This is a genomic window from Mesorhizobium sp. WSM4830, assembly GCF_055811495.1.
Genome location: NZ_JBVVQI010000039.1, coordinates 16,823 through 43,090, shown reverse-complemented (window position 1 = coordinate 43,090; position 26,268 = coordinate 16,823). Strand labels below are relative to the sequence as shown.

At 60.9% G+C, this 26,268-nt stretch carries 24 protein-coding genes and 3 pseudogenes; 14 read left to right on the top strand and 13 right to left on the bottom strand.

The genetic code is table 11. The features are described 5' to 3' along the window. Positions 1–1,146, top strand: a pseudogene (locus AC0L2Y_RS30770) (hypothetical protein); the annotation flags it as partial. 907 nt (positions 1,147–2,053) lie between these two features. Next, positions 2,054–3,985 carry a calcium-binding protein gene (locus AC0L2Y_RS30765; protein ID WP_473561652.1) on the top strand — a complete coding sequence of 644 codons (1,932 nt, stop codon included), beginning with the start codon at positions 2,054–2,056 and terminating at the stop codon, positions 3,983–3,985. A 104-nt stretch (positions 3,986–4,089) separates the two neighbouring features. Here the strand turns inward: AC0L2Y_RS30765 and AC0L2Y_RS30760 are convergent, their stop codons facing one another. Then, the gene (locus AC0L2Y_RS30760) at positions 4,090–4,824 is read right to left on the bottom strand and encodes a hypothetical protein (RefSeq protein WP_473561650.1); all 735 of its coding nucleotides are present in this window, start codon (positions 4,822–4,824) and stop codon (positions 4,090–4,092) included. On the opposite strand from AC0L2Y_RS30760, the gene AC0L2Y_RS30755 reads away from it, so the two are divergent. Together AC0L2Y_RS30755 and AC0L2Y_RS30750 are read left to right on the top strand one after the other, a co-directional pair. After that, positions 4,802–5,224, top strand: coding sequence for a helix-turn-helix domain-containing protein (locus AC0L2Y_RS30755; protein ID WP_473561648.1), 423 nt, complete (start codon positions 4,802–4,804; stop codon positions 5,222–5,224). The two genes, AC0L2Y_RS30760 and AC0L2Y_RS30755, sit on opposite strands and share 23 nt — an antisense overlap. A 396-nt stretch (positions 5,225–5,620) precedes the next feature. Further along, a pseudogene (locus tag AC0L2Y_RS30750) lies at positions 5,621–5,719 on the top strand (IS481 family transposase); the annotation flags it as partial. Positions 5,720–5,981: 262 nt separating this feature from the next. Here AC0L2Y_RS30750 and AC0L2Y_RS30745 read toward each other — a convergent pair. After that, entirely contained in the window at positions 5,982–6,245 is a 264-nt protein-coding gene (locus tag AC0L2Y_RS30745) for a hypothetical protein (protein ID WP_473561647.1), read from the bottom strand. Positions 6,246–6,673: 428 nt separating this feature from the next. On the opposite strand from AC0L2Y_RS30745, the gene AC0L2Y_RS30740 reads away from it, so the two are divergent. After that, entirely contained in the window at positions 6,674–7,861 is a 1,188-nt protein-coding gene (locus AC0L2Y_RS30740; protein ID WP_473561645.1) for a magnesium transporter, read from the top strand. A gap of 265 nt (positions 7,862–8,126) precedes the next feature. On the opposite strand, the gene AC0L2Y_RS30735 is transcribed toward AC0L2Y_RS30740, so the two are convergent. Further along, a complete protein-coding gene (locus tag AC0L2Y_RS30735) occupies positions 8,127–8,270 on the bottom strand; it encodes a hypothetical protein (RefSeq protein ID WP_473561643.1) in 144 nt (47 codons plus the stop codon). A 71-nt stretch (positions 8,271–8,341) separates the two neighbouring features. On the opposite strand from AC0L2Y_RS30735, the gene AC0L2Y_RS30730 reads away from it, so the two are divergent. Genes AC0L2Y_RS30730 through AC0L2Y_RS30720 form a run of 3 tightly spaced genes read left to right on the top strand, consistent with a single transcriptional unit; the run spans position 8,342 to position 12,393 of the window. Continuing rightward, positions 8,342–9,613, top strand: coding sequence for a tetratricopeptide repeat protein (locus AC0L2Y_RS30730; RefSeq protein ID WP_473561641.1), 1,272 nt, complete (start codon positions 8,342–8,344; stop codon positions 9,611–9,613). 11 nt (positions 9,614–9,624) lie between these two features. After that, complete coding sequence (locus AC0L2Y_RS30725) at positions 9,625–10,440, top strand: FecR family protein (protein ID WP_473561639.1); 816 nt, start codon at positions 9,625–9,627, stop codon at positions 10,438–10,440. 15 nt (positions 10,441–10,455) lie between these two features. Further along, on the top strand, positions 10,456–12,393 hold the full coding sequence (locus AC0L2Y_RS30720; RefSeq protein WP_473561637.1) for a CHASE2 domain-containing protein: 1,938 nt from the start codon (positions 10,456–10,458) through the stop codon (positions 12,391–12,393). A gap of 160 nt (positions 12,394–12,553) precedes the next feature. Here the strand turns inward: AC0L2Y_RS30720 and AC0L2Y_RS30715 are convergent, their stop codons facing one another. The 3 genes from AC0L2Y_RS30715 to AC0L2Y_RS30705 are packed head-to-tail and all read right to left on the bottom strand — an operon-like array spanning position 12,554 to position 15,025. Then, on the bottom strand, positions 12,554–13,345 hold the full coding sequence (locus AC0L2Y_RS30715) for a sugar isomerase domain-containing protein (protein WP_473561635.1): 792 nt from the start codon (positions 13,343–13,345) through the stop codon (positions 12,554–12,556). Between the two features lie 37 nt (positions 13,346–13,382). After that, on the bottom strand, positions 13,383–14,153 hold the full coding sequence (locus AC0L2Y_RS30710) for a GntR family transcriptional regulator (RefSeq protein ID WP_473561633.1): 771 nt from the start codon (positions 14,151–14,153) through the stop codon (positions 13,383–13,385). Further along, a complete protein-coding gene (locus AC0L2Y_RS30705) occupies positions 14,150–15,025 on the bottom strand; it encodes an ROK family protein (RefSeq protein ID WP_473561631.1) in 876 nt (291 codons plus the stop codon). Before AC0L2Y_RS30705 ends, AC0L2Y_RS30710 begins: the two co-directional genes overlap by 4 nt. A gap of 447 nt (positions 15,026–15,472) precedes the next feature. Here AC0L2Y_RS30705 and AC0L2Y_RS30700 point away from each other — a divergent pair, with 447 nt between their 5' ends. Genes AC0L2Y_RS30700 through AC0L2Y_RS30690 form a run of 3 tightly spaced genes read left to right on the top strand, consistent with a single transcriptional unit; the run spans position 15,473 to position 18,568 of the window. Continuing rightward, complete coding sequence (locus AC0L2Y_RS30700; RefSeq protein WP_473561629.1) at positions 15,473–16,765, top strand: ABC transporter substrate-binding protein; 1,293 nt, start codon at positions 15,473–15,475, stop codon at positions 16,763–16,765. Between the two features lie 43 nt (positions 16,766–16,808). Beyond that, positions 16,809–17,699, top strand: a complete 891-nt coding sequence (locus tag AC0L2Y_RS30695) for a carbohydrate ABC transporter permease (protein WP_473561627.1) — start codon at positions 16,809–16,811, stop codon at positions 17,697–17,699. Further along, on the top strand, positions 17,696–18,568 hold the full coding sequence (locus AC0L2Y_RS30690; protein WP_473561625.1) for a carbohydrate ABC transporter permease: 873 nt from the start codon (positions 17,696–17,698) through the stop codon (positions 18,566–18,568). Before AC0L2Y_RS30695 ends, AC0L2Y_RS30690 begins: the two co-directional genes overlap by 4 nt. A 389-nt stretch (positions 18,569–18,957) precedes the next feature. Here AC0L2Y_RS30690 and AC0L2Y_RS30685 read toward each other — a convergent pair whose 3' ends face one another. Together AC0L2Y_RS30685 and AC0L2Y_RS30680 are read right to left on the bottom strand one after the other, a co-directional pair. Beyond that, positions 18,958–19,083 carry a transposase domain-containing protein gene (locus AC0L2Y_RS30685; protein WP_473561624.1) on the bottom strand — a complete coding sequence of 42 codons (126 nt, stop codon included), beginning with the start codon at positions 19,081–19,083 and terminating at the stop codon, positions 18,958–18,960. Beyond that, a complete protein-coding gene (locus tag AC0L2Y_RS30680; protein WP_473561622.1) occupies positions 19,080–19,316 on the bottom strand; it encodes a DUF982 domain-containing protein in 237 nt (78 codons plus the stop codon). Before AC0L2Y_RS30680 ends, AC0L2Y_RS30685 begins: the two co-directional genes overlap by 4 nt. A 604-nt stretch (positions 19,317–19,920) precedes the next feature. Here AC0L2Y_RS30680 and AC0L2Y_RS30675 point away from each other — a divergent pair. Beyond that, on the top strand, positions 19,921–20,118 hold the full coding sequence (locus AC0L2Y_RS30675) for a hypothetical protein (RefSeq protein WP_473561620.1): 198 nt from the start codon (positions 19,921–19,923) through the stop codon (positions 20,116–20,118). 766 nt (positions 20,119–20,884) lie between these two features. Here AC0L2Y_RS30675 and AC0L2Y_RS30670 read toward each other — a convergent pair. Both AC0L2Y_RS30670 and AC0L2Y_RS30665 read right to left on the bottom strand, forming a co-directional pair. Further along, the gene (locus AC0L2Y_RS30670; RefSeq protein WP_473561618.1) at positions 20,885–21,757 is read right to left on the bottom strand and encodes a ferritin-like domain-containing protein; all 873 of its coding nucleotides are present in this window, start codon (positions 21,755–21,757) and stop codon (positions 20,885–20,887) included. A gap of 253 nt (positions 21,758–22,010) precedes the next feature. After that, positions 22,011–22,310, bottom strand: coding sequence for a DUF1236 domain-containing protein (locus AC0L2Y_RS30665; RefSeq protein ID WP_473561616.1), 300 nt, complete (start codon positions 22,308–22,310; stop codon positions 22,011–22,013). A gap of 451 nt (positions 22,311–22,761) precedes the next feature. On the opposite strand from AC0L2Y_RS30665, the gene AC0L2Y_RS30660 reads away from it, so the two are divergent. Next, complete coding sequence (locus tag AC0L2Y_RS30660) at positions 22,762–22,953, top strand: DUF3606 domain-containing protein (protein ID WP_473561614.1); 192 nt, start codon at positions 22,762–22,764, stop codon at positions 22,951–22,953. 304 nt (positions 22,954–23,257) lie between these two features. On the opposite strand, the gene AC0L2Y_RS30655 is transcribed toward AC0L2Y_RS30660, so the two are convergent. From AC0L2Y_RS30655 to AC0L2Y_RS30645, 3 genes and pseudogenes are all read right to left on the bottom strand, one after another. Further along, the gene (locus AC0L2Y_RS30655; protein ID WP_473561613.1) at positions 23,258–23,464 is read right to left on the bottom strand and encodes a hypothetical protein; all 207 of its coding nucleotides are present in this window, start codon (positions 23,462–23,464) and stop codon (positions 23,258–23,260) included. Between the two features lie 352 nt (positions 23,465–23,816). Next, complete coding sequence (locus AC0L2Y_RS30650; RefSeq protein WP_473561611.1) at positions 23,817–24,143, bottom strand: HigA family addiction module antitoxin; 327 nt, start codon at positions 24,141–24,143, stop codon at positions 23,817–23,819. Positions 24,144–24,154: 11 nt separating this feature from the next. Further along, positions 24,155–24,364, bottom strand: a pseudogene (locus tag AC0L2Y_RS30645) (type II toxin-antitoxin system RelE/ParE family toxin); the annotation flags it as partial. A 125-nt stretch (positions 24,365–24,489) separates the two neighbouring features. On the opposite strand from AC0L2Y_RS30645, the gene AC0L2Y_RS30640 reads away from it, so the two are divergent. Next, the coding region (locus AC0L2Y_RS30640) for an adenylate/guanylate cyclase domain-containing protein (protein WP_473561610.1) at positions 24,490–26,268 on the top strand (1,779 nt) is incomplete at its 3' end.

The window sequence follows — 26,268 nt, the reverse complement described above, 5'->3', positions numbered from 1 at the left end:
CCCACTTCTACGGCGAGCATCCCTTCCGAGGCCACCACTGGCGGCAGCACCTCGACTGCCACCGCCCCTACCGAAGCCACCACCGGCGGCAACACCTCGACTGCCACCGCCCCGGCCGAGGCCACCACTGGCGGCAGCACCTCGACTGCGACCACCCCTACCGAGGCCACCTCCAGCGGCAGCACCTCGACTGCCACCGCTCCTTCCGAAGCCACCTCCAGCGGCAGCACCTCAACTGCCACAGCCCCTTCCGAAAGCAATCATGGCAAGACCACGCTTTCGCACCTCCTCGCCGGCAACGGCAGTTCGACTGCTACCGCCTCCGGCGCTACCACCAGCGATGGCAGTCATGGCAAGACTGCGCTGTCGCATCTCCTCGCTGGCAATAGCAGTTCGACTGATACCGCCGCCACCACCGCCGATGGCAGCCATGGCAAGACCGCGCTGTCGCAACTCCTCGCCGGCAATAGCAGTTCGACTGCTACCGCCGCCTCTGGTGCCACCACCAGCGATGACAGCCATGGCAAGACCGCGCTTTCGCAACTCCTCGCTGGCAATAGCAGTTCGACTGATACCGCCGCCTCCGCCACCACCACCGCCGATGGCAGCCATGGCAAGACCGCGCTGTCGCACCTCCTCGCCACCGACGGCAGTTCGACTGACACCAATGCCGGCGACAAGGTAAGCGAGGGCAGCAGCGTTGACCGCATATTGGCCTCGTTGAGCCATTCTCTTTCGGCCGGCTCGGAACTTCTCCCGACCAACGATCCATCCGACAAGACGGCAACCAGCCTGATCCGCCACGGGTTCGCGCAAACCGTCCAGCCCGATGAAAGTGTCGGCGCCCAGGCGAAAAACGCCGCCGCCGCCGAGATCATGTCTAGCCACGGAGGCAACGATGCCTTCGATTTCAGCAAGCTTCAGGACAAGCTCCACCTCGACCAAGCCGCGCCTACCGAGCTTAAGTCGGGCGGGCTTTCATTGCATACTTCCCCTGCTGGTACGGCCACCGATGATAATGGTTCCCACCACATCATCTTTGACAGCTCGACCGGGTCGCTCTCTCTCGACAGCGACGCGGTCGGCGGTGCAGCTCAAGCGCAGCTCGCCACCCATCTCCCGTTGCAGCATCACTCTTTGATCTGAAAACCAGAGCGGCGGACCTTCAACTCGAGCGTGTCCGCCGCTCCGTCAGTGGCTCGTCTTAGATTGGAACCGGTGAAATGGTTGCTCTTGCCGCTCCGAAGACGCAGCCATTTTTGCTAAGATCCGCGGTGGCGGGACGAACGTCCAATGTCTCTAGATGACGACAGGATCGTGAACTGAAAAATCAGAGCGGCGGCACCGTTAACGCGGGTTGTGACGCTGCTCTGTCCAGTTGCCGACAGCCCTGCGGGCTGGAAAGATGTTGACGACCAGGGAGCGCCGCTTGATCTCCTAGTTTAGCCGCTTCAGCATGTTTGTCGACCTCATGTGCTTGTGGTGGGCAAACGGCAGGCCCCGGATTTCCTAAAGCTCCCCGGGTCAAATTTCGCGCCTCAGCTTGTCGCGCTTGCCGGTCGGCCGCAGGCCGCGCAAGCTGCCTCTTTGTGACCAGCAGAACAGCCGATTCGACGCTTTCGATGTCGCCAACCTGATCTGCCGACCGCGCAGTCGCCTACGAATTGTCCACAACTAATTGCTCGCGACAGCCAGACTGTGGAGGGACGAGAACCTTAGATTAAGGTCAGGCAGGATACCATCTACGAGCGCTATGCTAAATAAAAACACAATAATTAAAATTGTAAACGGCGACGCTAAACGCTTTTTTGAAATTTGTAAACTGCATAAAATCATACTTAATCAGATAAAGCCGAAGGGATTCGGGCAATCATAAGGTATTCTTCTCCTTCGTCGTTCTATATGTCACGCGGGTTTTGTTATTCATTTTAGAATTCCTATTGAATATCACCCATTCTATCAGCGCGTGCAGGTATGTGATTTGGCGCTAATATACACCTTCTAGTAGGCAGACATCCGCGGGGCGCTATCGAATCAAAATGAGGGATTATGGATGGCGACTCTGCATTACACGTCGGGCGGATCCGGCACGGACATTGCAAAAGCCGGATTCAATCTGGCTAGCGTGCAATATGTTGACCAGGTCAACGAACTGCCGGAGGGCATGAAAGGCTTGGTGTACCTTGACGAGGCCAACGGCGTAACCCAGTCCTTTATCGACAAGGTTACTCCTTTCCTCGGCAATCCGAACGTATTTGGGTTCTTCCTGGTTGACGAGCCGGATCCCACCGGCCAATGGGGCACTTATGCCTCTGCCGCAAATCTGAAGGCAGAATCCGACTGGATCCATGAGCATTTTCCAGGCGCCAAGACCTACATTACAATGATGAGCTTGGGAACGTCGGCGAATCCGGATTTTAGGGGCACGTACAATCCCGCCAATACCGGTATCGATTACTATGGCATAGATGTCTATCCCGTTCGCACGGATGGCCCGGTCGACTACAACATGATCGATAAATTCGTCGCCGCCGCTCAGGCATCGGGCATCCCGACGAGCAAGATCGTTCCGGGCTACCAGGCGTTTGGAGGTGGCGAGTATAACACCGACATGGGTGGCAAATATGTCGTGCCCACCGCCGCCCAGATGGAAACCATGATGGACCACTGGGCCAAGCTGGTTCCGTCACCCGCCTTCGACTACGCATACGCCTGGGGTTCGCAGCGAGGCGACACAGCGTTGGAGAGCTCTTCGGAACTGCAGGCCGTTTTCCGGGAACACAACCTTGCAACGACGGGTACCACTCCGCCTCCCGTCGACACAAGCGACACCTTGTATGGCACCCGCGGCGACGATGTGTTTCACGGGGCCGGCGGCCACACTATGATCGGCTACGGCGGCAATGACACCTATTATGTCGATGATGTCCGCGATAAGGAGATCGAGGCGGCGGGCGGCGGTACCGACAAAGCACTCGCCTCGGTAAGTCATGCGCTTGCGGCCGGTTCGGAGATCGAGCTTCTTGCCACCAACAATCCGGCCGGCACGACGGCAATCAACCTCACAGGCAACGAGTTCAGCCAGACCATCCAAGGCAATGCCGGCGCCAATTACATTAGGGGCGGCGGCGGCGCCGATACCATGACCGGCTATGGCGGTAACGACACATACCACATCGACAACGCGGGCGACAAGGTAGTCGAAGCGGTGAGCGGTGGGGTTGACAGGGTTTACGCTGCTGTCAGCCATGCCCTTTCGGCCGGCTCAGAGGTTGAGCTCCTCGCCACCAACAATCCAACGCTCATGACAGCAATAAACCTAACCGGCAACGCGTTCGGCCAAGCCATTTTTGGCAATGCTGGCGCAAACGTCATCAACGGCGGCGGTGGCGCCGACAAGATGGTCGGCTATGGCGGCAATGATACCTACTATGTCGACAACGCCGGTGACAAGGTGAACGAGGTGGCCGGCGGCGGAACCGACCGGGTGCTCGCCTCGGTGAGTCATGCGCTTTCTGCAGGTTCACAGATCGAGCTTCTCGCCACCACCAACCCGTCCGGTACGGCTGCAATAAACCTGACCGGCAACGCCTTTGCCCAGACCATCCAGGGAAATGGCGGCGCAAACATCGTCAACGGAGGCGGCGGTGCCGACATCTTGACCGGTAACGGAGGCAATGATGCCTTCGTGTTCAACAGCGCTCTTGGAGCCGGCAATATCGACAAGGTCACCGACTTCGACAAGCTCCAGGACAAGATCCAGCTCGATGACGCCGTTTTTGCCGGGCTTAAGCTGGGCGGCCTCTCATCCGATGCTTTCTTTGCTGGCACGGCTGCGCATGACAGCTCCGACCATATAATCTACAACAGCTCAACCGGGGCGCTCTCTTTCGACAGCGACGGGATCGGCGGCGCATCTCAAATACAGTTCGCCACTCTCTCTCCAGGTCTGTCGCTTGCAGCAGGTTCGTTTGTTGTGATCTGAACGCGCCGGAACGGCGGCCCTTCTGCTCAAGCCGGTCCGCCGCTCTCACTCTCTCGAAGCACCGGATTTTTCACTCACAGGATGCCCACTTCCGGCCGATGCTTTTAGGCCCGGGAACACTGGGATTCCCGCTCAGCCGCCCCAGACGTGTCGGCAATCCCGAGAAAGCTTGGGACGCTGCTCCCCGGGATGGGCATTGTCTGCTGGGCTATGCGCACCAGATCGGTGAGGGCTGAGCGGATTTGCGGCCACGGGTACTCGGAACATTCCTCCCAGGTTTCGCCCTCCCGCAACACAGCATCGAGCTTGCTCGCAACGCCCGCAAGAGTCGTAGCGGGGGTGGTCGAGAGGGCTTCCAGCAGATCCTTCGCCCGGTCACCAGTCTCGCGCTCTGCCTTGAGCGCGGCGGTATAGCCGATTTCGTTGGCATGCGCATCCCAGCGCGCCTGATGCGCCGCGAAATCAGCTTTGGCTTTCTGGCGCAGAGCTGCCGTATCCGGCCCTCTACCCAACATCTCATTGAGCGCCCTGATCGAGTGGATCGTCACGTCCTCGCCCGTCGGAAGGCGGACGGTCGCACAAGGAAAGCCGACGCCCTCGACAAGCCTCGTCTCCAAGCGCTGCTGTGTGCGGCAAAGCTTCACAGCTAGCTTATGGACTGTCCTCCACTCCCGCCAAAGTGCCAGCGCTGGATCGGTGGGGGGAAAACTCGTCACCGAGTCATTGTCGGCCACCGCATCTTTCTCAAACACGAAAGCGACTGACGTAACTAGCCCTCCCGCAAGCAATTGCCTGCGGGTGACGAAAGGCAAAGTCATGATATGGTCGGAATCAGCCATAATCCGAGCTCCTCAGCGGCTTGGGTTGTGGTCAGGCCGGACGGGATGGTGCAAACATCCCGTTCGGCCGCGAACATTGTCGCAACATAAAGCCTTTGACAATTTGACCAATAAATCGCGAAATGTCAATCCAAGAGATAAACATTTGACTTCCAGTAAAATTTCTGCCGCACAATGTCGAGGTGCTCGCGCGATGTTGGGAATGAGTCAGGGCGAGCTCTCGGACGCCGCCAAGGTATCGCGGCCCACTGTTGTTGATTTTGAGCGAGGCACCCGAGTGCCACACGCAAACAATATAACAGCGATCCGCCAAGCGTTGGAGGCGGCTGGTGTCGAATTTATCCCAGAAAATGGCGGGGGGGCCGGCGTAAGGCTTGCAAGGCGATCTGATCGCGAATAATCTCTAGGCAGCCTACCTTCACTTGTGACGGGGTCGCAAAAGTTCGCCGTACACATCATTTTTGGAGCAGAAATAACCCACGGCTGGAATGGTTTAGGTGACCGGCGCGTTGTGGCGCTCACACTCGATCGCCAAGGGCCGGCCAGCTATTTCCTGGTCATCGGATGGTAGGCCGGCAGGTGCGCCGTGTTGCATCTCACCGATCCTGCTTTCGAGAAGATTGTAAGAAGTGGGCATCCTCATTCCCGATCTTCTTTTCCGCTCAGCGCGATTGTTCAGAGTGACGATGTTTTTTGCCCGGGCTAGCTGTGAGCTTTCAGTAGGTTGTCCATCCGGTCCAAGCCGGGAAAGCTGAGGTTGTCGAAGCTTCAGTGATTCTCGGAGGACCGAACGAACATCCATAAGAATGCCCGTCTGACGCCGCTGCGTCGAGAGGAGATGGCCCGCGACATTGTTGAAGGCCGTCTTTCCAAAGCCGATGCGGCGCGAACATACCGGTGACGGCGAAGGTCATGAACGCACCGCTCTAGGTTCGGATGGCCGACCGCCTTAACCGTCTGCGCCACCTCGGCTTGGACGGCCTGCCGATTGGCGGTGAGCCGAAGCCGATAAGCAACCAACTAAAGGCCGAGTTCGAAAGCCGTCAGCGGCCGGTCCACCAACCGCTGGCGCGAGCGGCATCGAAGCACACTTTGCTAGGGCGGGTGCCTTTGAGCGCGGCTTTCAGAGCGGCAACGCCACGATCTTTCTCTCTGTTTTAGTCATGCTTCCTATCCTCAATAAGAAAGTCGCCAAAACGGCTGTCGTTATAGATCGATCGAGAGCAAAACAAATACGCCGCCATCTGACATCCATGATCGAAGGCAGCCGAGTTGGCGCAGGCGGCGGTTGGAACGAACGAGTTTGCACAAATCACCTTGCCGCGACCGGCATCATGCGAATGCAAGATAATTTCATTGTTGGCCCTCTCCCAAGACGCAACGAACTTGCCGAAGTTATTCCCTTGGTGCAAGACAGTCATGAAATCGTCCTCGAAGGAGCTCGTGCTCCACATCCTTCTGTGCAAGCAGTAGCAGATCTCAAGCGGCCACGGCGTCGATGGCTGGTGGAACTGGCAAGATGCGCCGGATGAGGCAAATAAATTCGAACGCCGGAGACCCTGCCGCTGCAGAGTCTCAGGGTTTCAGTTCCACTGGTGCGCCGTGCTCGCAGAGCCCAGAAAAACCGGTGAAGTTCGCAACACGTTAAAATCTCGGCGACACGCAGACGTTACAGCCCGCCTTTATGTACGCCGCAACGGCTCAGATCTGTCTGGGTTCAGTGAACTCGGCGCCCGAGAGGCGAAGATTTCGGGATCGAGGCGCTTGGGCCACTGCGCCCCAGACAGAGCGATCCGATCCGTGTCATACTGTCAGAGGCAAGACACTTGCAATTTGGGGGCGGCGGCAGATGAAGGAAGAGAACGACGTTGAAAAGCTGGTGCGCACGTTGCGTGCTCGAGCACCTGATGACGCGGCGGAATTGCTTACTCGAGAGTCTCCCGAGTTCATTCGGGACACACTAAAGTTGTTGCCGGACCGGCACGCCCGTAAGGTGGCGGAGCATTTGCCGCCGCACATGCGGCCAGTCAAACCTCATGGCGATGCCAAGGACCTCGCGATCCCCCAGTCGCTCGTCGAGCTGATGGACCCGGTTCCCGCCAGCGTTCCTGTCGGCACCACGGTTGCCGCCGCAGTGGAGGCGGTCAGACGCACCCAGGTGCCGAGCGAGCTCACTTATCTCTATGTTACGGAGGGGGGCGACAAGCTGGTTGGCCTGCTGGTATTGCGCGATCTGATGCTGAGCGAACCGGACGCGACGGTCGATCAGATCATGCTGCCGAGGCCCTTCGCCCTTAATGTCGGTCTCTCTTTGAGCGACGCATGCAAGGCGGCGGTACGGCGTCACTACCCTGTCTATCCCGTGGTGGACGCGAAGAACCGGCTGCTCGGGCAGGTCCGCGGCTGGCGGCTGTTCGAGCAGCAAATCATCGAAATTTCGGCCCAGTCTGGCCAGATGGTGGGTGTGCAGAAGGAGGAGCGTTCTTTTACGCCGCTGTATTCAGCCTTCTTGAAGCGTCATCCGTGGCTGCAGCTGAACCTGTTGACGGCCTTCATGGCCGCTTTCGTGGTCAGTTCGTTCACAGGCACGATCGAGAAGATCGTCGCCCTGGCGGCGTTCCTCCCGGTCTTGGCCGGGCAGAGCGGAAACACCGGCTGCCAGGCTCTGGCTATGACGCTGCGTGGCCTTGCCCTGGGCGATGTGGACAAACGACCGAAGCTGAACCTGGTGATGAGGGAGGGCGCGCTCGGGATCGCCAACGGCGTGCTCGTCGGTCTTGTGGCGGCTGCGGCGATGTGGTTCTACGCCTCGCGGCAACCGGAGTCGGCGGCCCAGGCGCCCATGCTGGCACTTGTGATCCTGCTCGCCATGACCGGATCATGCCTCATGTCGGGAATCTCCGGCGTGCTGATCCCGCTGGGCCTACGCCGGGTCGGCGCCGATCCGGCGGTCGCTTCGGCGATCTTCCTCACCACCGTGACCGATATCGTAGGCATGGGCCTGATGCTGGGGCTGGCCACCATGCTCGTGCTGTAGCGAGCGCTTCCGGTGACGCACCATGGAGAGATAGGTTCCTATAAGCTGACCTGTCGACGAAATAGCAAGAGCTGCTCCGCGTCGCGTAGACGTGGTGAGAAGCGCCTCGTGGCAGCTCTCCGATCGGTTGCGCGGTGCCACGAAAGACCCTTGGATGAGCTGCGGGGTGAACTTGATGGCTCATTCAGTGACCAGATACGCGCAGAATCGCGCAAACAATATTAATCTTGCCGGCTGTGCGATCCACGACTGGTGATGATTTGAGTTATTTGCATGTCGTTCCGAATACTTCACTTGTTCCTGCAACGGTGAGATGATTTTCTACAACCAGCGCAGCCGCAATACGAATAACCCCGATGGTTTGTTGCGCGGCTGCAACAGCTGTTGAAAACTCGAGCCCTTTCGTCAAAGTTCAGTCGCCTTTTTTCTTGTGGTCGTGCTAAGTCCTTGGCACTGGTCGGGTTGGGGTGGGTTCTCGGCATGCAATCTTCGTTTCGAACGATCTTCGGCTGCGCCGCGGCGCTGCTTTGTACCGGCGTATTGCCGGCCGGCGCACAAGGTCTTTTTACGGCCTATGACGATGCGTTTTCGGCCCGCATCGCCAGTCCGGCCGACAACGGAACGCTCGCCCAGTTCGTCACGGTTGCCGTCAACGCCGGGCAGTACGATCAGGCGATCTCCTCAATCGAGCAGTATCTGATCAAGTATCCCCGCGATGCGCGCGCCCGGCTTGCGGCCAGCCGGTTGTACTATCATGTCGGCTCCTATGAATTGGCCCGGCGGCAGGTACAGTACGGCATCGAAGTCGGGGGCCTGACCGCAAGTGAGCAGCAGGAAGCTGCTCGCCTACTCGCCCGCATCGATCGCGCATTGCGCGGCGTCACCTGGGAACTCGCCCTGACCGGCGGCGTGTTCAGCGCATTTACCGATTTTGAGCCCGGCGGGGCGCAGGACGACGACAGCTTCGTCTCGCCCTATGGGCGGGCGGAGGGCTTTGTCCGGTGGGACCTCGGCACGCCAAGCGCCGACGCTCTCGTCCTTTCGGGATCGTTGACGGCGACACAGCGTTTTTTCACGGAAGACCTGTCGGTTCCGGGTGGCAAGGAGACCTTCATCCACGGCAACGCCGCGATCACCTGGGACAAGGGGCTGCCCAACAGTGGGATCGATTCGCTGCGCCTGCTGCTTTCCGCCTTCACGGTTACAGATCGTTTCGACAGCGATATCCAGGAAACCGGCATCGGCGTCAGTGGGCGCTTTCTTGTGCGCCCGACGGTCGAGACGACGCTCTTCGCCGGTGGCGGCTACATCGATCTAAGCGCCTCGCAAGGCATTTTCGCCGATAGCAGGGTTTTCTATGAGGCAGGCGGCAGCTACCGCTTCCGCAATGGCCAGGCGCTCGGACTGCGCTTCGTCGGCTCGAATGACTTCGCCTCCGGATCTGAAATCGGCCGCAGCTACACGGGCGAGGTCCGCTATGGCGGCCTGTTGATGAACGTACCGGATCTTTTCGCATGGTCGCACCAGGTCGCCTTCTCGGCCGGCCATAGCGACGCTCCCGATCTGTCCATCGGCATCGGCACAAGTATCAAGAGCGACTTCTGGCGCATTGCCTCGGAAAGCGATTTTCAGCTTACGGAGGCGCAGAAGATCAGCGTCGATCTCGCCTATCGCGAAACCAACTTCGACATCGCCAACCGCGACCGAAAATCATTCGAAATGCTCATGAGCTATACGTTGACGCTCAATTGAAAGAGGCCGCGATGAGGACCCCGTACCGTCAGATCGCCATTTTTGTCGGCTGCCTTGCCTTTGCGGCACCATCCGCCGCTGAAACGGTCGGGTCGATGACGGCCTACCAGACCAACATCGTCCGCAACAACGGCGGGACAATGGACGTCGGTGCCGGCGTCGAGCTCGGCGACCAGTTGCGCAGCGATCCCACCGGTCTTGGAATGTTGGTGTTCCGCGACGAATCGAGCGCCAAGATTGGTCCGAACACCAGCCTGACGATCGATGAATTCGTCTACAATCCGGGCTCCGGATCGGGAAAGATCGACATCGGGATGAACAGCGGCCTGGCCCGTTTTTATGGCGGCCAGGTTTCAAAAGGCGGCGTCATGCAGGTTGCGACGCCGCACATGGTGCTCGGGGCCAGAGGCGGCATCATCGAAGTGCTGGTGGCAGATGGCCAGACCGTCGGCATTCTGCGCGCCGGCCGCATGACCTGCACGATCAATGGCAAACGGCTGGTCATCACAAACCCGGGCTACGCCTGCACGTCGGAAGACGGCAAGCTGCTGACCGGTTACGGCGGAATCGACACCTTCCCGATATTGGACAGCATCGACCGGATAGCCGGCACCGGCCTGCCAGGCGAACCGGGTCCGGGACTGGACGTAACCGCGCTTTGTGCGTCGGCACTCGGCGGCTCGCTCAAAGTCTGCGATTCCACCGACGGGGCATTGCCAGGAGTGGTCATGGAATTCCCCGACACCCCAACCCCGCCTGTGGGCGGCGGCGTGGATAAGGGTGGGTGCGAGGGTGAGGGTGAGGGTTGCTGCTACTACTGCAATTAAGCCCGGCGGCACGACATGAGCCTCTTGGTCGGTTGGCACTGGGCTGATTGGCGGCACGCTGCCAGGCGCAAAATATCCGGTCTTGTGGTCGTGCTCCTGCTGCTCGCTTGCCATTTAGCTTTCGACGGGCCGCTGTCGCGCCTGCGCGAACGCACCTACGACTTCTACCAGTTTCTCGCCCCGCGCCAAGCGACGAGCAATCCTGTCGTGATCGTCTCGATAGACGATGCCAGCCTCAAGGGACATGGGCGATGGCCCTGGAACCGTGGCCTCTTGGCCGATCTGGTCGATGGCATCACCAAATCCGGCGCCGCGGTCATCGGGCTTGCGCTGGTGCTGCCCGAGGCCGACACCTCGCCTGAGGGCATCGCCGGAGACAAGCGCCTGGCAGCGGCACTGGCGAAAAATCGAACGGCGCTTGCCGTCAGCCTGGGCAATGAAGCGACGGTTTCAGAAGCAGGGCCCAAAGCCGGCTGGTCGATCGTCGGGCAAGTACCTGACACACTTCCGGGCTTCACCGGCCTGACCGGCTCGCTTGCCGAATTCTCGAACGCCGCCGCGGGCCTAGGCGTAATTCGCACCTTGCCCGATCCCGACGGCGTACTGCGTCATGTGCCGCTGCTGTGGCTTCGCAATACCGCACAAGGCGTGCAGCTGTGGCCGTCTTTCGCGCTCGAGCTCCTGCGCCTTTACGCCGGACAGGACGGCTACATAGCCCGGATGAATGCCGCCGGGTTCGACGCACTCAGGATGGCCGGCGCCATCGTGCCGCTCGAGCCGGAGGGGAGTATCCGCCTCTGGGAAACCGCAACGGATACGCCGCGCATATCTGCCAGCACTATCCTTTCGGGCGGCAGTGATCCGCGGCTGCGGGACGCCATCGCCATTGTCGATCTGTCGGCGGTGGGACTGACGCAGTACCTGCCTACCCCGACGCGTCCAGCGCGACCAGGCGCCGACATCCACGCCGATGCAATCGGCCAGTTGCTTGCCGGGCGCTACCTGGCAGAGCCGACGCACGCGCGCACGGTGGAGCGGCTCTGGTTTGTCCTCACTGCCGTCATCTTCATCGCACTTTCCGGAGTGCTCGCCGGGCGTGTCGTGCTTGGTGCCCTGGCTCTCGCGCTGCTGGCCGTCACGCCGTTCGTGTTCGGCGCTCTTGAATACAGTATGCAGGGTAAACTCTATGACCCGCTGCAGCCGGCGCTTGCGACGATCCTGGTAGCCAGCTTCGAAGGCTATGTCCTCTACAGGCGCAGCGAGCAGCGCCGGTCCACCCTTGCACGGCAGTTCTCCCAGTATCTCTCGCCTTCCGTGGTGCAGCGCCTCGCAAGCTCCGACACCGAAGCGATCCTGTCGGGCGAGAAGCGCGAGATCACGATCCTGCTCAGCGACATACGCGGCTTCACGACGATGAGCGAACAACTCGATACCCAGGAAATCGCAAAGGTGGTCAACCACTTCCTCGGCATTGCGACCGATGAGATCCTCAAGCGCGACGGCACCATCGACAAGTTCATGGGCGATGCGGTGCTCGCCTTCTGGAACGCGCCGCTTGATCAGCCGGATCATCGCGAGCGCGCGCTCGACGCGGGCCTTGCCCTGATCGAACGGGTGAAGCGCGAGGACGCCGCCTTTACCGGGGATGGCCACCCCTCCATCCAAATCGGCGTCGCCATCGAGACCGGCATCTGTTCGGTGGGCAATTTCGGCTCCGAACGGCGCTTCGACTACACCGCGATCGGCTCGCCGGTGAACCGCACGGCACGGCTCGAGTCGACGACCAAGAAGCTGCACATCCCGCTTGTGCTTGGTCCCGGCTTTGCGGCAGGAGCATCGATGCCGGTCGTCCAGGCGGGCGCCTTTGAACTCCAGGGTTTCAAGGGCGAAGTGCCGGTTTTCACCGTGCCAGAAATGCACCACGGTGTGCCGCGAGGAGGCGGCTCCGCATAGACAGCAATCTGGTGGCGCAGCCATGGTCGATGATTCGCCGCTGCGCCCGGAAACTGCTCCTGAAGAACAGGCTGACCGACCAGCGGATCGGCGCGTCCCGAGCTGTATTACGAACAGATTACCTTCCGGAGGTCTGGGGTTTGCGCGCCCTCCCCGTTTGTCATTCGCCGCGCATGGTCGCCTGGAAGCTCGGCAGATGCTTCCTTTGTGCCTCGAGCATTTTCTCGCGATAGACGCCATAGATGACGTCGGTGTCGTGCAGTGTGACGCCGGCAATTGTCGGCGAGGCGAAGACAGGCAGCTCGATACCGCGTTTCGAAAGCGCCTCTGCCGTGCGGGCGATCAGCTCATGCGCCAGGATCATGGCAAGCACGGTCGACGAGCCGGAGACCGGCCGGCTCCAGCCCTCGACCGGCACGATGGCATCCTCGATCGGCGAGCAGGTGTCGATGACAAGGTCGGCCGCATCGGCAAGCCGCTTGCCCGAAGAGTGCGTCGCCGGCTTGTCAAGATTGTTCTTGCTGGTCACCGCAACCACGAAGATGCCCCGTTTTTTGGCGTAAAGTGCCGTATCGATGCCCGACGAATTGCGGCCGCTATGGCCGAAGATGATGATCGAATCGCCTTTGTTCAGCGGCTGATGATCTAGGAATTTCTCGGCGTATTTCTCGGTCCGCTCCAGCCACAGAAGTTCTCGCACGCCGCCGGCGCCGAGCACGTTGTGCCACATGACGCGCGGGTCGGTCAGCGGATTAAAGCCGACATAGCTGCCGTAGCGCGGAAACACTTCCTGGACCGGCAACACCGAGTGGCCCGAGCCGTAAAGATGAACCAGCCCACCGCTCTCGAGGGTGTCGGCAAAGCGGCTGGCCGCTTCGCCAAAGGCTTCGGCATTGGCTTTCGAGGCCTGTTCGATGAGGGCGGCAAGGCGGGGTATGTAAAGGTCAGACACGTCGGTACTCCTGTTATGTGTCGGCTTCGATAATGGCTCAGCTTCTTGCGTTTGGCGGGACGCGGCCGGCACGCAGTGTCGAGCGGATTTCGTAGCGGTCGCCCCGCATCACCGAGACGGTGAATTCGAACGGGCCGCGCTCGTCGGTGGTGATGCGCTCGACCACAAAAGCGGGACTTCCCGCGGGCAGATCGAGCAACTCGGCATCCGCCCTCCCGACAGCGCCGACACGGTAGTTTTCGCGCGCCGCGACCGGCACGATTCCGTAATGGCGCTCCAGTGCTTCGTAGAGCGAGCCCTGCAGGAGGCCGGCATCGAGAAAGCCGGGCACGCGCGCGGCCGAGAGCTGAGCCGTCTGGATTCCGATCGGCTCGTTGTTGCCGAGCCTGAGCCGCCGGATGCGCACCACCGGATCACCCTCCTCGATCTCCAGCGCTCCGGCCGCGGCGGCACTGGCCGTGGTCAGGCTGCAGTCGAGCAAGCGCGAGCCGGCGACCACGCCCATATTGCCCATTTCCTGGGTAAAGCTGGTCAGTTCGCGGGTGCCTGCGACCAGCGTGGTGGAGCGCACGAAGGTGCCCCGGCCATGTTCGCGCCTGAGCAGCCCGTGCTCCTCAAGATTGCGCAGTGCGTGGCGCAGCGTGATGCGGCTCACCCCGAATAAGGCGCATAACCTGTCTTCGGCCGGAATCTGGTCGCCGGTCGCCCACTCACCGCTCTTGACGATGGTGCGGATCGCTTCCTCCACCTGATACCAGAGCGGCTCAGGCCTGCTGCGGTCGGGTTGCTGAAAGCTCGGCTCGCTCATCTTATCTGCCTCCACTGTGCTCCGGCGAGACCGGCCAGCGAGGCGCCAACGAGACCGGCGCGGGAGCCGAATTCGCCGGAACGCAGAACGATGTCGCGCAGATGCGGCGGCAGCTGACGCCGCAAAGCCGAAAGCAGCGGCGGCCCTACCACGTCCAGCGCATCGGCAAGGCCGCCGGAAATCAGGATGGCTTGCGGATCGAGCAGCGCGACCGCACCCGCAAGGGCGGTGCCCAGCCGGTGCGCCGGCAGCTCCAATGCGTCAAGGGCGGCCGTCTTGCCGGCCCGGGCAGCCTCGACCAGCCTGCCGCCATTGGACAGTCCGATCTGGCGCGCCGCGGCGTCGAATGCGCGGCCGGAAGCGAAGCGCTCGAGCCAGCCGCTGCGATCTTCGCCTTCATCTTCGATGTCGGCGCAGGCCCAGCCGAATGAGCAGGCGCCGCCACCGGCGCCGGCAACGATGCGATTATTGGCCAGAACGGCGGAGCCGATGCCGGTGCCGATCGCCAGCAGGATTGCATCGGACAGGCCCTTTGCTGCACCTTCGACCACCTCGGCCAGCATGGCGATCTGCGCGTCATTGCCAATGGCAACAGGCAGACGAGGAAACAAGGCCGCGACATCGATGCCGTCGAGATAGGGCAGGTTCGGAATCCAGCGGCAGACCGATCCTTCGACTAGCCCCGGCACCGCCAGGCCGAGTGCCTCGACTGGGCCTGCCTCGGCACGCAAGGCACCGATACGGTCGACGAACGCATCAAGACTTGCCGGCGCTGGCTCGCGGCTCAGCATCTCCAGCCAGCGAACATCGCCGGTATGGATAGCCGCGCGCAAATTGGTGCCGCCGAGATCGATGGCGAGAACGCGTGTCATCGAGGGCGGCCCGGACTGGCGACCGCCCGGTCCGCGGAGCGCCAGCTCCACAACGCGGTGGTGTCGGCGGCTCTGGACGGCAGCGTGAAACAGGCCCCGGTGCACGCGGCGCCGAAGCCGGCGATCAGGCTGAGCGCAGCGCGTCGATGAATCATGCTCCGTCTTCCATCCAACATCGGCGTCCTTCGCAGCTAATGATCATTATAACGACATGACTTCTATCGCAAGAGCCTTGCTGCTCGTTTTGGGCATTCCCGGCAGTGAGAAACAGCTCCAACCATCTTAGTTAAGGGGTTACTTTCAATAGGCCATCTTCCCGTTGCGGGCCAGATAGAAGGAATCGTCCGCAGCACTGGTGGGAACCCTTCACGAAGATAGCGCTTGCGTCGTTGCTTCAAGTTGTCATAACCTCATTCACATCGCTATGCGGCTACGCGGAGGATCCGGATGTCTTTGGCTTGGGTTTCGAAACTGGCACTGGCTGCAGGGCTGCTGGCGTCGCCCACTATTGGTTGGGCGCAATCGGTCAACATCTCCTATCTGACCCACTGGTCGCCCGAAACGGTCGCTTTGCTGGACGCGGCGGCCAAGGATTACGCCAAGACCAATCCGGATGTGACCGTCACCATTCGCGCCGTCCCCTTCGGCGATCTCCTGACGACGCTTCGTTCCCAAGGCGGCAGCTCCGATGGGCCGACGATCGGCGGCATCTATGATTTGTGGCTGCCCGAACTGGCGCGAGACAAGCTGGTCGCGCCGGCCCCCGATGCGGTTGCCGGCGAGGTGAAGAGTGCTTGGCCGGCTGGTGTCGTCAGTGCGGCATCGGTCGGCGGCACGCTCTATGGCATTCCAAACGAGATCGACGTCTATGCGCTGAACTACAACAAGGAGCTGTTCAAGCAGGCAGGCATTGCGGCAGCGCCGAAGACCTGGTCCGAGTTGAAGGATGCGGCCAAGAAGCTGACCAGGAAAGATGCCGGCCAGCAAGGTTTTGGCATGATCAATTCCTGGGCGGCGGGCGTCGTCCATCCCTTCGCCTCGCTGCTGGTTTCCAATGGCGGCGAGCTGGTCAAGGACGGCAAACCGATGCTCGACAGTCCTCAAGCCGGCGAGACTTTCCAGCTCTACGAAGACCTGATCAAGTCCGGCGCCAGCGATCCGGCGATGGCCACGGCCGACGCCAACACCACCGGCCCCTTCCTCGACAACTTCGTCTCCGGCAAGACCGGGATGATCATCATGGCCAACTGGTGGGAAAGCGCACTAAAGAGCGGCATGGGCGACAAGTTCTCCAATATCGCTACCGCACCCATCCCGGTCGGTCCGAGCGGCGACAAGCCGCACTCGATCTCCTATTCATGGATGACCGTCGTCAACGCCAATGCCGGTCAGGCCGAGCAAAAAGCGGCCTGGGATTTCCTGGCATGGCTGAACAGTCCGAAGTCCGGCAAGAACGGCGCCTCGGCAATGTCGGATATTCTGATGTCGATGGGCATCCTGCCGACGCGGACCTCCGACATCGAAGCCCATAAAGACAAGCTCGGTTCCGAGTTCCTGTCCGGCTATGTCAGCGTGCTTGCCGACGCCAAGCCCTTCCCCGTCGTGCCGGGCGGCCAGGAGTTCAGCGAATCGCTGCAGCAGACGCTCGAAGCGTTGCAGTATGGTCAGCTCTCGGCCAAGGATGCGCAGGCGAACGCGCAGGCCGATGCCGTCTCGATCCTGGAGCGTGCCGCCAAATAGCGAAGGCGCTGTTTCGAGAGCCCGACGCTTTGGAAGCAGAGCGATGATCAAGACCTATCGTGCCTCGGCGGGCATTATGCTGGCGCCCGCCGTGACATTGATCGGCGTTTTCATCCTTTTGCCGATGCTGCTCACCATCTGGCTGTCATTCCAGGACTGGTCGACGCAAACGCCGTTTTCCAATGCGAGCTTCATCGGCTTCGACAATTTTCGCGAAATATTCGGGCCGACCTCGGTCGGGCGGGATTTCAAACGAGCGCTGCTCAACACCGCGATCTACACGGCAGTGTCGGTGATGCTCATCCTGCCCCTTTCGCTGGCGTTCGGCCTGATGGTCTACCAGCGCGAGGTCGCAGGCGGCACGGCGCTTCGGACCGTGTTGTTTTCCACCTACATGGTGCCGATGATCGCCGTGACGCTGGTCTGGTCGAAGCTCTATTCGCCGAGCGAAGGGCCGCTCAACCAGATGCTCGGCCTCGCCGGCATCGGCCCGCAACCCTGGCTGTCGTCGCCAAGATCGGCGTTGATCTCAATCGTCGTGCTCAATGTCTGGCAGCAGATCGGCTATTTCACGGTGCTGGCGGTTGCCGGGCTGACCCAGATCCCGGGCAGTCTTTACGAGGCGGCGACTCTGGACGGCGCCAACCGGCGCGAACAGTTCCATTTCATCACCTTGCCGCTGCTGCGCCGCACGCTCCTGTTCAGCGCCGTCATCGCCATCATCAACGCCGTGCAGGTATTCGAGCCGGTGGCGCTGATCACCCAAGGCGGGCCGGTCGGCTCGACCAACGTGCTGACCTACCATATCCGGCGAGTCGGCATCGAGCGCGCACAAGGCGGATTGGGCTCGGCCATGGCAGTGATGCTGATGCTGGCGCTGATCGTCGTCGTGTGCGCGCTATTTGCGTTCGCCAACCGGAAGGATGACGAATGAGCGCGCCGGGCCGCTCAGCATCAAGCCGGTTGGCTCGCAAACGCCTGGCGGGCCGCAGAGCTCTCTTCGCTACGCTGATGCTGCTGGTTGCGGTGGCCTCCGCCTTCCCGTTGTTGTGGATGGTGCTGTCCAGCCTGAAGACGCCGGCCGAAACCATGCAGGTTCCGCCCGTGTGGATACCGCGCACGCCGAGCCTCGAAGCCTATGAGAAAGTGTCCGGCGTCATCAATGTCGGCCGCTCGATGTGGAATTCGCTGGTGATCGCCACGATCACCACCGCCGGCATTCTGGTCACCAGCATGATGGCTGGCTATGCCTTCGCCAAGCACCACTTTCCCGGCCGTTCGCTGTTGTTTTCGGTGCTGATCGCCACCATGTTCCTGCCGCCGATCGTCACCCTGATCCCACTGTACCGTCTCGTCGGATCGATCGGGCTGAACGCCAGCCTTGCCGGCATTATCGTACCCAATCTCGCCAATGCATTCGGCATTTTCCTGATGCGCCAGTTCATAGCCGGCGTGCCGGACGACCTGATCGACGCCGCGCGGATGGATGGGGCGTCCGAACTCCTGATCCTGTTCAAGATCGTCGCGCCCAGCGTGGCGCCGGCAATCGCGGCACTGGCGCTGTTTGCCTTCGTCTACCACTGGAACAGCTATCTGTGGCCGCTGACGGTTCTACAGGGCAATGCACACGACTATCCTATCGTTATCAGCCTGAGCCGCCTGCTCAGCTACAACAGAGGCGCCCTCAATACGGGACTGGTGATGGCTGGCGCCACGCTTGCTGTGCTGCCGCCGTTGGTGCTCTTCGTTTTCTTGCAGCGCTTCTTCGTGGATTCGATCGTCGGCTCGGCGGTCAAGGGGTAGCGCCGACGCCACGGCCGGCATGGTCCTGGCTATGATGGGAGACGGGCACAGAGCTACGCAGATAGCGGTGTTGTGAAAGCTACCATCCAGAAGGGAGCTTGATCCTCACTATGGTCGTACGCGTGTAATCATGCTCTTCACATGGAGGGGGATGTCATGGCACCTCCCACCGAAACGCCGAAGGAGACCGGGGACCAACTTGATCGCCTAGCGGCGAAGCCGGTGATAGCACTCAGGTTAAGCATGGGAGTGAACCAGCCGTGCGCCTAGCGGACTCGCTCGTCAGCATCGCGCCTCTGGTCGTACCATCGTGATGAGCCGCCACGCGAAGCCATAAGCTCACTGAACGACGCCCTGGTCCCGCGCGTGCGTCGTGCAGCCAAGGCCGTTCAGCGCAGGTAGTTCCATGGCGTAACGGGGTCGATATCGCTGTTTAGCCAGCCACTGGCGATGCGCTCGAGGGGCTGGGTGGGCCAGGCGTGCGGGTCGATCTGATTCATCTTGGTGGTGGTCACAGACGTTTTTTAAGAAGCCCCTGTTCCGTTGCCGCCGCCTTGAAGGCATCGAATGCAGCATATTGGCTGCAATGGCCGGCCATGCATTCTTTGATCATCCGGATCGCTTCGAGCCGTCCTGGCTTGGCCCTATATGGCCATGGTTGTTCAAGCGCCTTAGCGGCGTCGGCTATCGTTTTGACTACCGTCGCGTTGCCATTGAGGTATATCGTAATCGGAATGAACGCTGGCATTCTTGTCGCTCCGCGCGTTTGGACGCGGCTAAACGCCAAGACACGGCGGAGGTTGCATTAAGGAATACCGTTTCGGTCGCAACGGGCATGGAGGGCGATTGACTGGCCGGGGTCCACGCTGCTTTGGCCAACCGCAGCGTGCGTCAGCGCCAGATCGTGCCTGGTAGCTGTGATGCGCGGATGGCCCGAACTCGCCTGAGGCAAGGACGGCCGTGCACCGTTGGGAGGCCGATGAGCTCCCTGTTGATGTTCCGATAGATCACCCGCCATTCAATTAAATGATTATGTATAGAACCTCCTGCACCGTGCGCGTCGGGTCCCAGCGCCTCATGGACGAGCTGTTCGCGGTCGGCGCGCCGGCGCTGCCGGCGCCCGGGTCGCCGAGGGCCCGTTCTGGCGCTGTTTTGGTAGGAAGCGCATTGGCCATTCGGCCCATTGCGCGTTTGTTGCGGCTGCAATGACGGCCGGGCCATATTGGCAGCGCTCATCACTGATACACGAAGTACGGCACCCCGTTTCGCCTGTTTCGCCCGACATCAGGGAACGATATCGGCCCCCAATGTGTTAGAAGTCCATGGACACTATGGAACCCCAGGGCCACGGGATGGCGGCCAATATTTTGACGTCGGAAGTTGCCAATGCCAGGCAGCGCATCCGCCGGACCGAGCTCGCGCTTAAACGCACTGAAGAAATGCTGGCCGACAATCTCGCGCTGTCCAGCAGGATACGAACTGCGGTCGAGGTCGCAGACCGCTTAGTGAAGATCGATCGCCTCAGCGTTGAAGGACGTCGCGCGGGTTGAACTGGGCCGGCGTTCATTCGTCGCAACCTTCAGTCCACCAGCGCCATCACTCTCGCTCTAGAACTGTGCCAGCCACATCGATCGTCTGGGCTGCACGCTTGCGAACAGCCGGAACCAACGGCGACCACAAGCGGTTTACCAATCGAAGGGACCGCATGGATACGGAATACTGGAACTTTTGGATATGGAACTGGCGAGAGCCCGACAGCGGCTTAGCCGGGCCGAGCGCTCCCTCGAACGTGCAAATGAAATGCTGGATGAAGGCTGCGGTGTCGGCATCAATATCAACAGGATTCGGGCTGCGCAACGACGCGTGGGCGAGGCGAGATTGCGGTTGACGAAGATCGAGCCTGGTCAGCCTGGCCGCTCGGACCAGCTCATAAGGTTTGAGCCCATTGGCCGATAGCCGCACAGCGATATAGCGGCAGAGCGATAGGTCTGGCTCATGCGAAGCGAATGCGGCGTGCGCTGAACCGCCTGCAGCTCGTGCGCATGGCGATCGAGCCGACCTGCCCGGCCCGAGTGCTGCCGAGCGAGGAGGAGGTCAAGTTGCTCTATGGACCGTTGCCGGTGCTGAGACTGCCTATGGATCTTCAGGCTCACGGGCCCGCCCCGGTCGCAGCTCGTGCAGACAAGCGTCCCCTCACCGGGCTGAACAGAGCGCCTTCGCCGTGCCGACGAACGAGCGTTGGTGCATCGGTCACCCGACGCGCAGCCATAGTGTCGGCCTCCGGCGCCCGCGTCCCCCCTCTCATTCGCAATCTGCTCAGGTGCTCTTGAGCGTGCCGTTCATCCCTTCCGGATAGAAGCCGCCCTTGCTCACTCCGTCCTTGTCGGTGAGGTAGACGATCCTGAGCACCTCCTGCGGCGTTCTGGTGAATGCGATCGCATCGGGCGTCGAGGGAACGATGTTGGCTTGTCCGTCCACCTGGATGCCCTGGTCCTTATCGTCAGATCCGTCGATCTTGTCGCGGGCATCGGAAACCGCATTGGCGGCCTTCCAAGCCTTCTCGCCCTTCCGGTATAGCGTGGATCGCGCCATACCCATATGGTAGGCCTCGACGGCCAGAATGCCAGCGGCGGCGGCGAGGAAGTCCTTATTTTTCAGAACGGTCGCCGCACCGGCATAGGCGGTGACGCCGACATCCTCGAACAACATCCCGCCGAGAACGAAGTTCGTTTCGTTGCCGAAGGGGTCGAAGTCCGGTCCGAGGCCTGCTGCCTCCGCAACCGCCTTGAACCCTGCGTCGAAATCGATGGCCGGCCGGTCAACGGCGTTGGTTCCCAGCGTCTTGCGGTAGAAGCGAACGTGCGCGAGTTCGTTTTCGGCGACCTCGCGCATGAACTCTCCGATTGCAGGCGTGTCAAAGCTGACCTGTTTGCCGCCAACCACAGCGCCCGCCTTGGCGCCAGCATCCGAGTCTTCGATCCCTTTTCCGGTTGTACCGCGCAGGTAATATTCGGCTTCCATATATTCGAGATTGAGGGCGAACCGGAAAATGTCTTCGTCTTTGACCTCATCCTGCGCATAGGCGCGGGAAACCGGGGCTAGGCCGGTGGTCGAAGCGAGCGTTGCTCCCAGGCCAAACTGCAATGCGCGGCGGCGCGAAATACGAGATGCAGGCGTGACGCGGATCATGGCTTCCTCCCAAAAGCTCGCCGGCATCAAACATTTTGGCACCTCAAAAGCGGGCCTGCGCTCCCAACTTCACGAAAGGTGGAATGTTCCTCAACCTCTGCAACTTAGATGATCTCCCGCGATGGCCACAAAGCGAGATTTCAGCGACCACAATGTCATGGCAGACGATGAGGCGGAATATTTCATTCGAGAGAACGGCAAGTCTCCCGCCGCTCAATTCGGAGACGGCGGGTTTCTCGTCGCCAAGTTATAGTCATTCGATCACTTTGACGATCTTATGTGTGCCCGGGTCAACGACAACGGTCCGGTTGTCGATCACGCTGTAGCGATACTTCACGTTGGGGACTTCATGAAGCTCGACGGTGTCGGGAAGCGTCGAGCCGACATTCAGCTCTACCCCGGGGACTTTCACCGATGCGAGCGGCTGCTTTTTCACGTATTCCTTAATGACGGTTTCCTGCTGCGGGTCAATGACCACGTCCTGAGCGGCGGCGGCACCGACACCAGCCAGCAGCAGAAATCCCGCCGCTGCGGTGGAAAGATGCATTCTCATAGTTATCTCCTTGTGGGCTCGTGGGCGCGAAACATTGCGCCAGGCTCGCCCAAACCTGCAGCTTCCCTAGACGTTCCAAACTGAGCCTTAAGGCTAGCCGTGCGTAGGGACCTAAGTCTGAGTCACTGCGCGCAATGGCCCCCTACGTGTAGCCGTCCGGAACTGCGTCTGTTCGGACTCGTTGCGGTCCCTCAAGGGAGGAGCCTATGGAGAACAGTGTTCACGAAGCTCGCTGGCTGCTTGCACCGGTTTTCGCCATCTCCATCACCGTGTTGGTGATTGGAATAGTCGCGAGCTGATGCTCGTTAACCAGAAATGGACGCTCCAACAATCCCCAGAAACTGGATCTGCGCAGCTAGAGTCCCTTCCTGCGCTGATGGGATCCGTCCGCCAAATCGAGGAGTGGCGGGCGGATTCTCATTGCAGCTGCTGAGCGAGTAGGAAAACAGAAATGAACGAGAACAAGAGCACCCAAGCCTACGTCGACCGAGGCCGCCTCTCGATCGATGCGTTTTATGAAGTGGAACGTTTCGCGCGGGAAAATCGCATTTCGCCAAGTCAAGTCAGCAAGCTGATCAAAAAGAAGGGCAATGACCGCCTGACCCTCACCAAGGCAGTCAAAGAGCTGCGCGATCGACATTGAAAAACCCGTCGCACTCTGCAGCACGGCGGGTCGATCAAGCGTCGCGCCGAGCACGGGGCGTGGGCTCTGGGTTGGGCGGTGCCAGGTGGGGCGGACCGTGAGAAACGACGCGCGCCGCTGCTTTGCGTTCGTCGCATTGAGTAGTTTTAACAACTCGTCGCGTGGACGCGGGATCCCGATATCGAAGTCTAGAATCTCATAACTAAGGTCGTCACATTCTGTTCCGGGCACCCCGCCCCCTTTGACGCTCCAAGTTGTTTGGGCATGTATTAGTGCAAAGTCTGAAGGCCTAAGGCTCCAAGTCTTAGTAATTTTCGAGCGCCTTAATATCCATCAGTGGAGCCAAGTCGCATTCGTCGCCAAGTTCTTTATGTAGCGTCAGCGCGTTCAGCATGCGGCCGGGTATGCCGGCCCGAACCAATGAATCTTGGCTGGCCACGTTCTGATAGAGCTCTCCCGCTGAGCCGGCCGAGGACGCAGAGAGGAGTGGCAACAAAAATATGAAGCGCATTTCGAACTCTTCACGTGAGCGTCGGGCTGCAGCAGAACCTAGCCCAAGGACGGTGACGAGGATTTAGGGTATGAGCATGGGCCGACCCTGGACAACTCGATCCCGTAGGCAAACATCAGCGCGAGCACGCGTAGTGACGCTTCTCAAAACCGGACTTCCCGAATTTCATCTCCACGGCGGCCAGTTTGCAGGATGGGGGCAAGAAGATTTCCGCTTCCGCACGCGGGCTCCAGGAAGCGGGAGTCGATGCGCTCGGTCTCGCCTTTGACGAGATCGAGAATTTTTCGAGTAGCCAAGGGGGGCGTGAAAACCTCCCCGTGATCGGCATCACGTTTCTCGGATCTGACAAGAGTCACGGGCGGCCCTGCACGTTCTGCGGGGTGCTGAGGCCGCCGGTCTCACGCCGCACCGGCAGCTTGGCGATTTCCCTGCCCGCCTTCTCTTCCGCGACGCGGATGTCATAGGCGCTTTGGAGATTGAGCCAAAACTGGGCGCTGCTGCCAAACCAGTGGCCAAGCCGAAGGGCGGTGTCGCCGGTGATGCCGCGCCGGCCATGGATTATCTGCGTCACCCGATTGGGCGGGACGTTGATAAGGCGCGAAAGCTCGGTCGGCCAAACGCCAAGCTCCTGAAGCTCGTCGGCGAGAATTTCGCCGGGATGGAAGGCAGGTCGGGACATAAGTCACTCCTATGGTAATCGACCATTTCCACGTTTGACGGGCCGGTAGCGTCCTTGGGCCATTCGAAGCAAATCCGCCATTGCATGTTGATGCGGATGCTGAATTGGCCGCTCCGGTCGCCCCTCAGGGCCTCAAGGCGATTGCTGGGCAAAGCCCGCAAGTCCTCGACGCCGGTCGCGGCGTCCAGAATTTCAAGGCGCTTCCAAGCCTGCCTGTCGAATCCCCAGCGGACATTCGGTTGATACGTTAGGCCCCGATGTCAGGAGGCTCGTGCATTGGGGACGCGCCTCTCTTTAAGGCCGTCACCGGGCTTGCAATTCGGCGGCCCATTGCGACATTGGGTGCATGAGCACGTCCGGGCAACCAGTGCGTCTGGCCCGCCCCGAAAAGAAGCGGCGGCGCATCCCCATTGCAGTCATGATGGCGTTGAGTTTTGGCAGTCTCGTATTCCTGTCGGTCGGCGGTGTGCTCGCATTGTCGGTCGGTGCCAACTTTCGCAACACGTTCGACTTGCTCGGCGCCCAGTCGACACTCCTCATCGATGCGATGGAGGACTCGCTGCGCGCGGAGATGGGAGACGCCGAGAACGCGGTGGACGGCATCGCGCAGTTGTATGCCCAGGGCGAGTTCCAGATCGACGACAAGGCGATGTCCGCAGCCGTTGCGGGCGCTCTGGCTGCCGCTTCGGGGATCGAGGCGATGCTAATCTGCACCCCCGATCTGGTCTGCCGCGGCGCCGCGCGCTCCGTTGAAAACAACGTCGCAACGGGCGCGATCGAGCATTTTCCGGCCGAGCCCGAGAAGTCGCCCCAAATCCGCGCCGCCCTTGAGCAACGCAAACAGGTCGGCGGCCGGCAGTGGGGGGCGTTCGTGGCCAATGAGTTCGGCCTGTACGCGCATGTCTCGGTGCCGCTGGTACGTGATGGCGTGACGCAGGCCTGGGTGATCGCGGCGGTCGAATTGCAGAAACTGTCCGGTATCACGCGGAAATTGTCATCGCGATTTGGCACGCATGCCTTTATTCTTGATGGCGAAGATCGCGTGGTCGCCGACCAAAGGCTGGCCGATCCCGACGCTCTGAAAAATGGTTTCCTGCCGCTGACGCGGCTGGCCACGTATGGCGATCCGGTATTGGCCGCATATAGCTCGCGCAAGGTAGAGCGGGAGTTCGATACGCGCCAGGCCCGCGACATAGAAATCGCCGAGATCGACCCCAGTGTGGACAATGCGTCCGAGTGGAGCGGCGACACCACCTACATCGCCATCACCCGCAAGATCGCAGGCTATGGCGACGAGCCCTGGACGCTGGGCGCCTATTTCGAGACCAGCCAGATCAGCGACGAGATCGAGCGCGTCATAGGATCGGCCATACTTGGACTTCTCGCGATGGCGGTGGCGGTCATCGTCGCGATTCTTCTCGGCAGGCGCCTGTCGCGCCCGATCCAGGCGATTGCCGGCCAGGCTACCCGCGTCGCCGATTTCGATCTCGACGGTGTGGCCCCCTTGCCGCGCAGCAGAGTGCTGGAGTTGGACAATCAGGCTTCGGCGTTCAATGCCATGCTGATCGGTTTGCGCGCATTTTCGACCTATATTCCGCGCTCGCTGGTGGCCAAGTTGGTGCGCACCGGAGAGATCGGCATCGCCGAACCGCGCGAAGCGGTTGTCACTGTGATGTTCACCGACATCGCCGGCTTCACCACCCTGTCGGAGCAGATGGACGCCGCCGCCGCGGCCAGGCTGCTGAATCACCACTTCGCGATCTTGTGTGGCGCGGTCGATGCACATGGCGGGACTGTGGACAAATTCCTGGGCGACGGCATGCTGGCGTTCTTCGGCGCGCCGGATCGGCTGGAGGGCCATGCCGCCGCGGCCGTTCGCGCCGCCGCCGCGATCCGCGAGGAGCTGGAGAAGGACAATTTGGAAGCGGGCCGCGCAGGCCCGCCGCCACATAATAAACCCCAAGGGCAACCCCCCGGGGCCGTGCGTGTGGGGGAAAATTGGGGCTCCGCCCCCCCCTCTTTTTTTTTTTTTTTTTTTTCCCCCCCCCCCCCCCCCCCCCCCCCCCCCGCCGTTTGCAGGCCGGCATCACCTGAATATCAACATACCCTACTCGACGAACTCCAC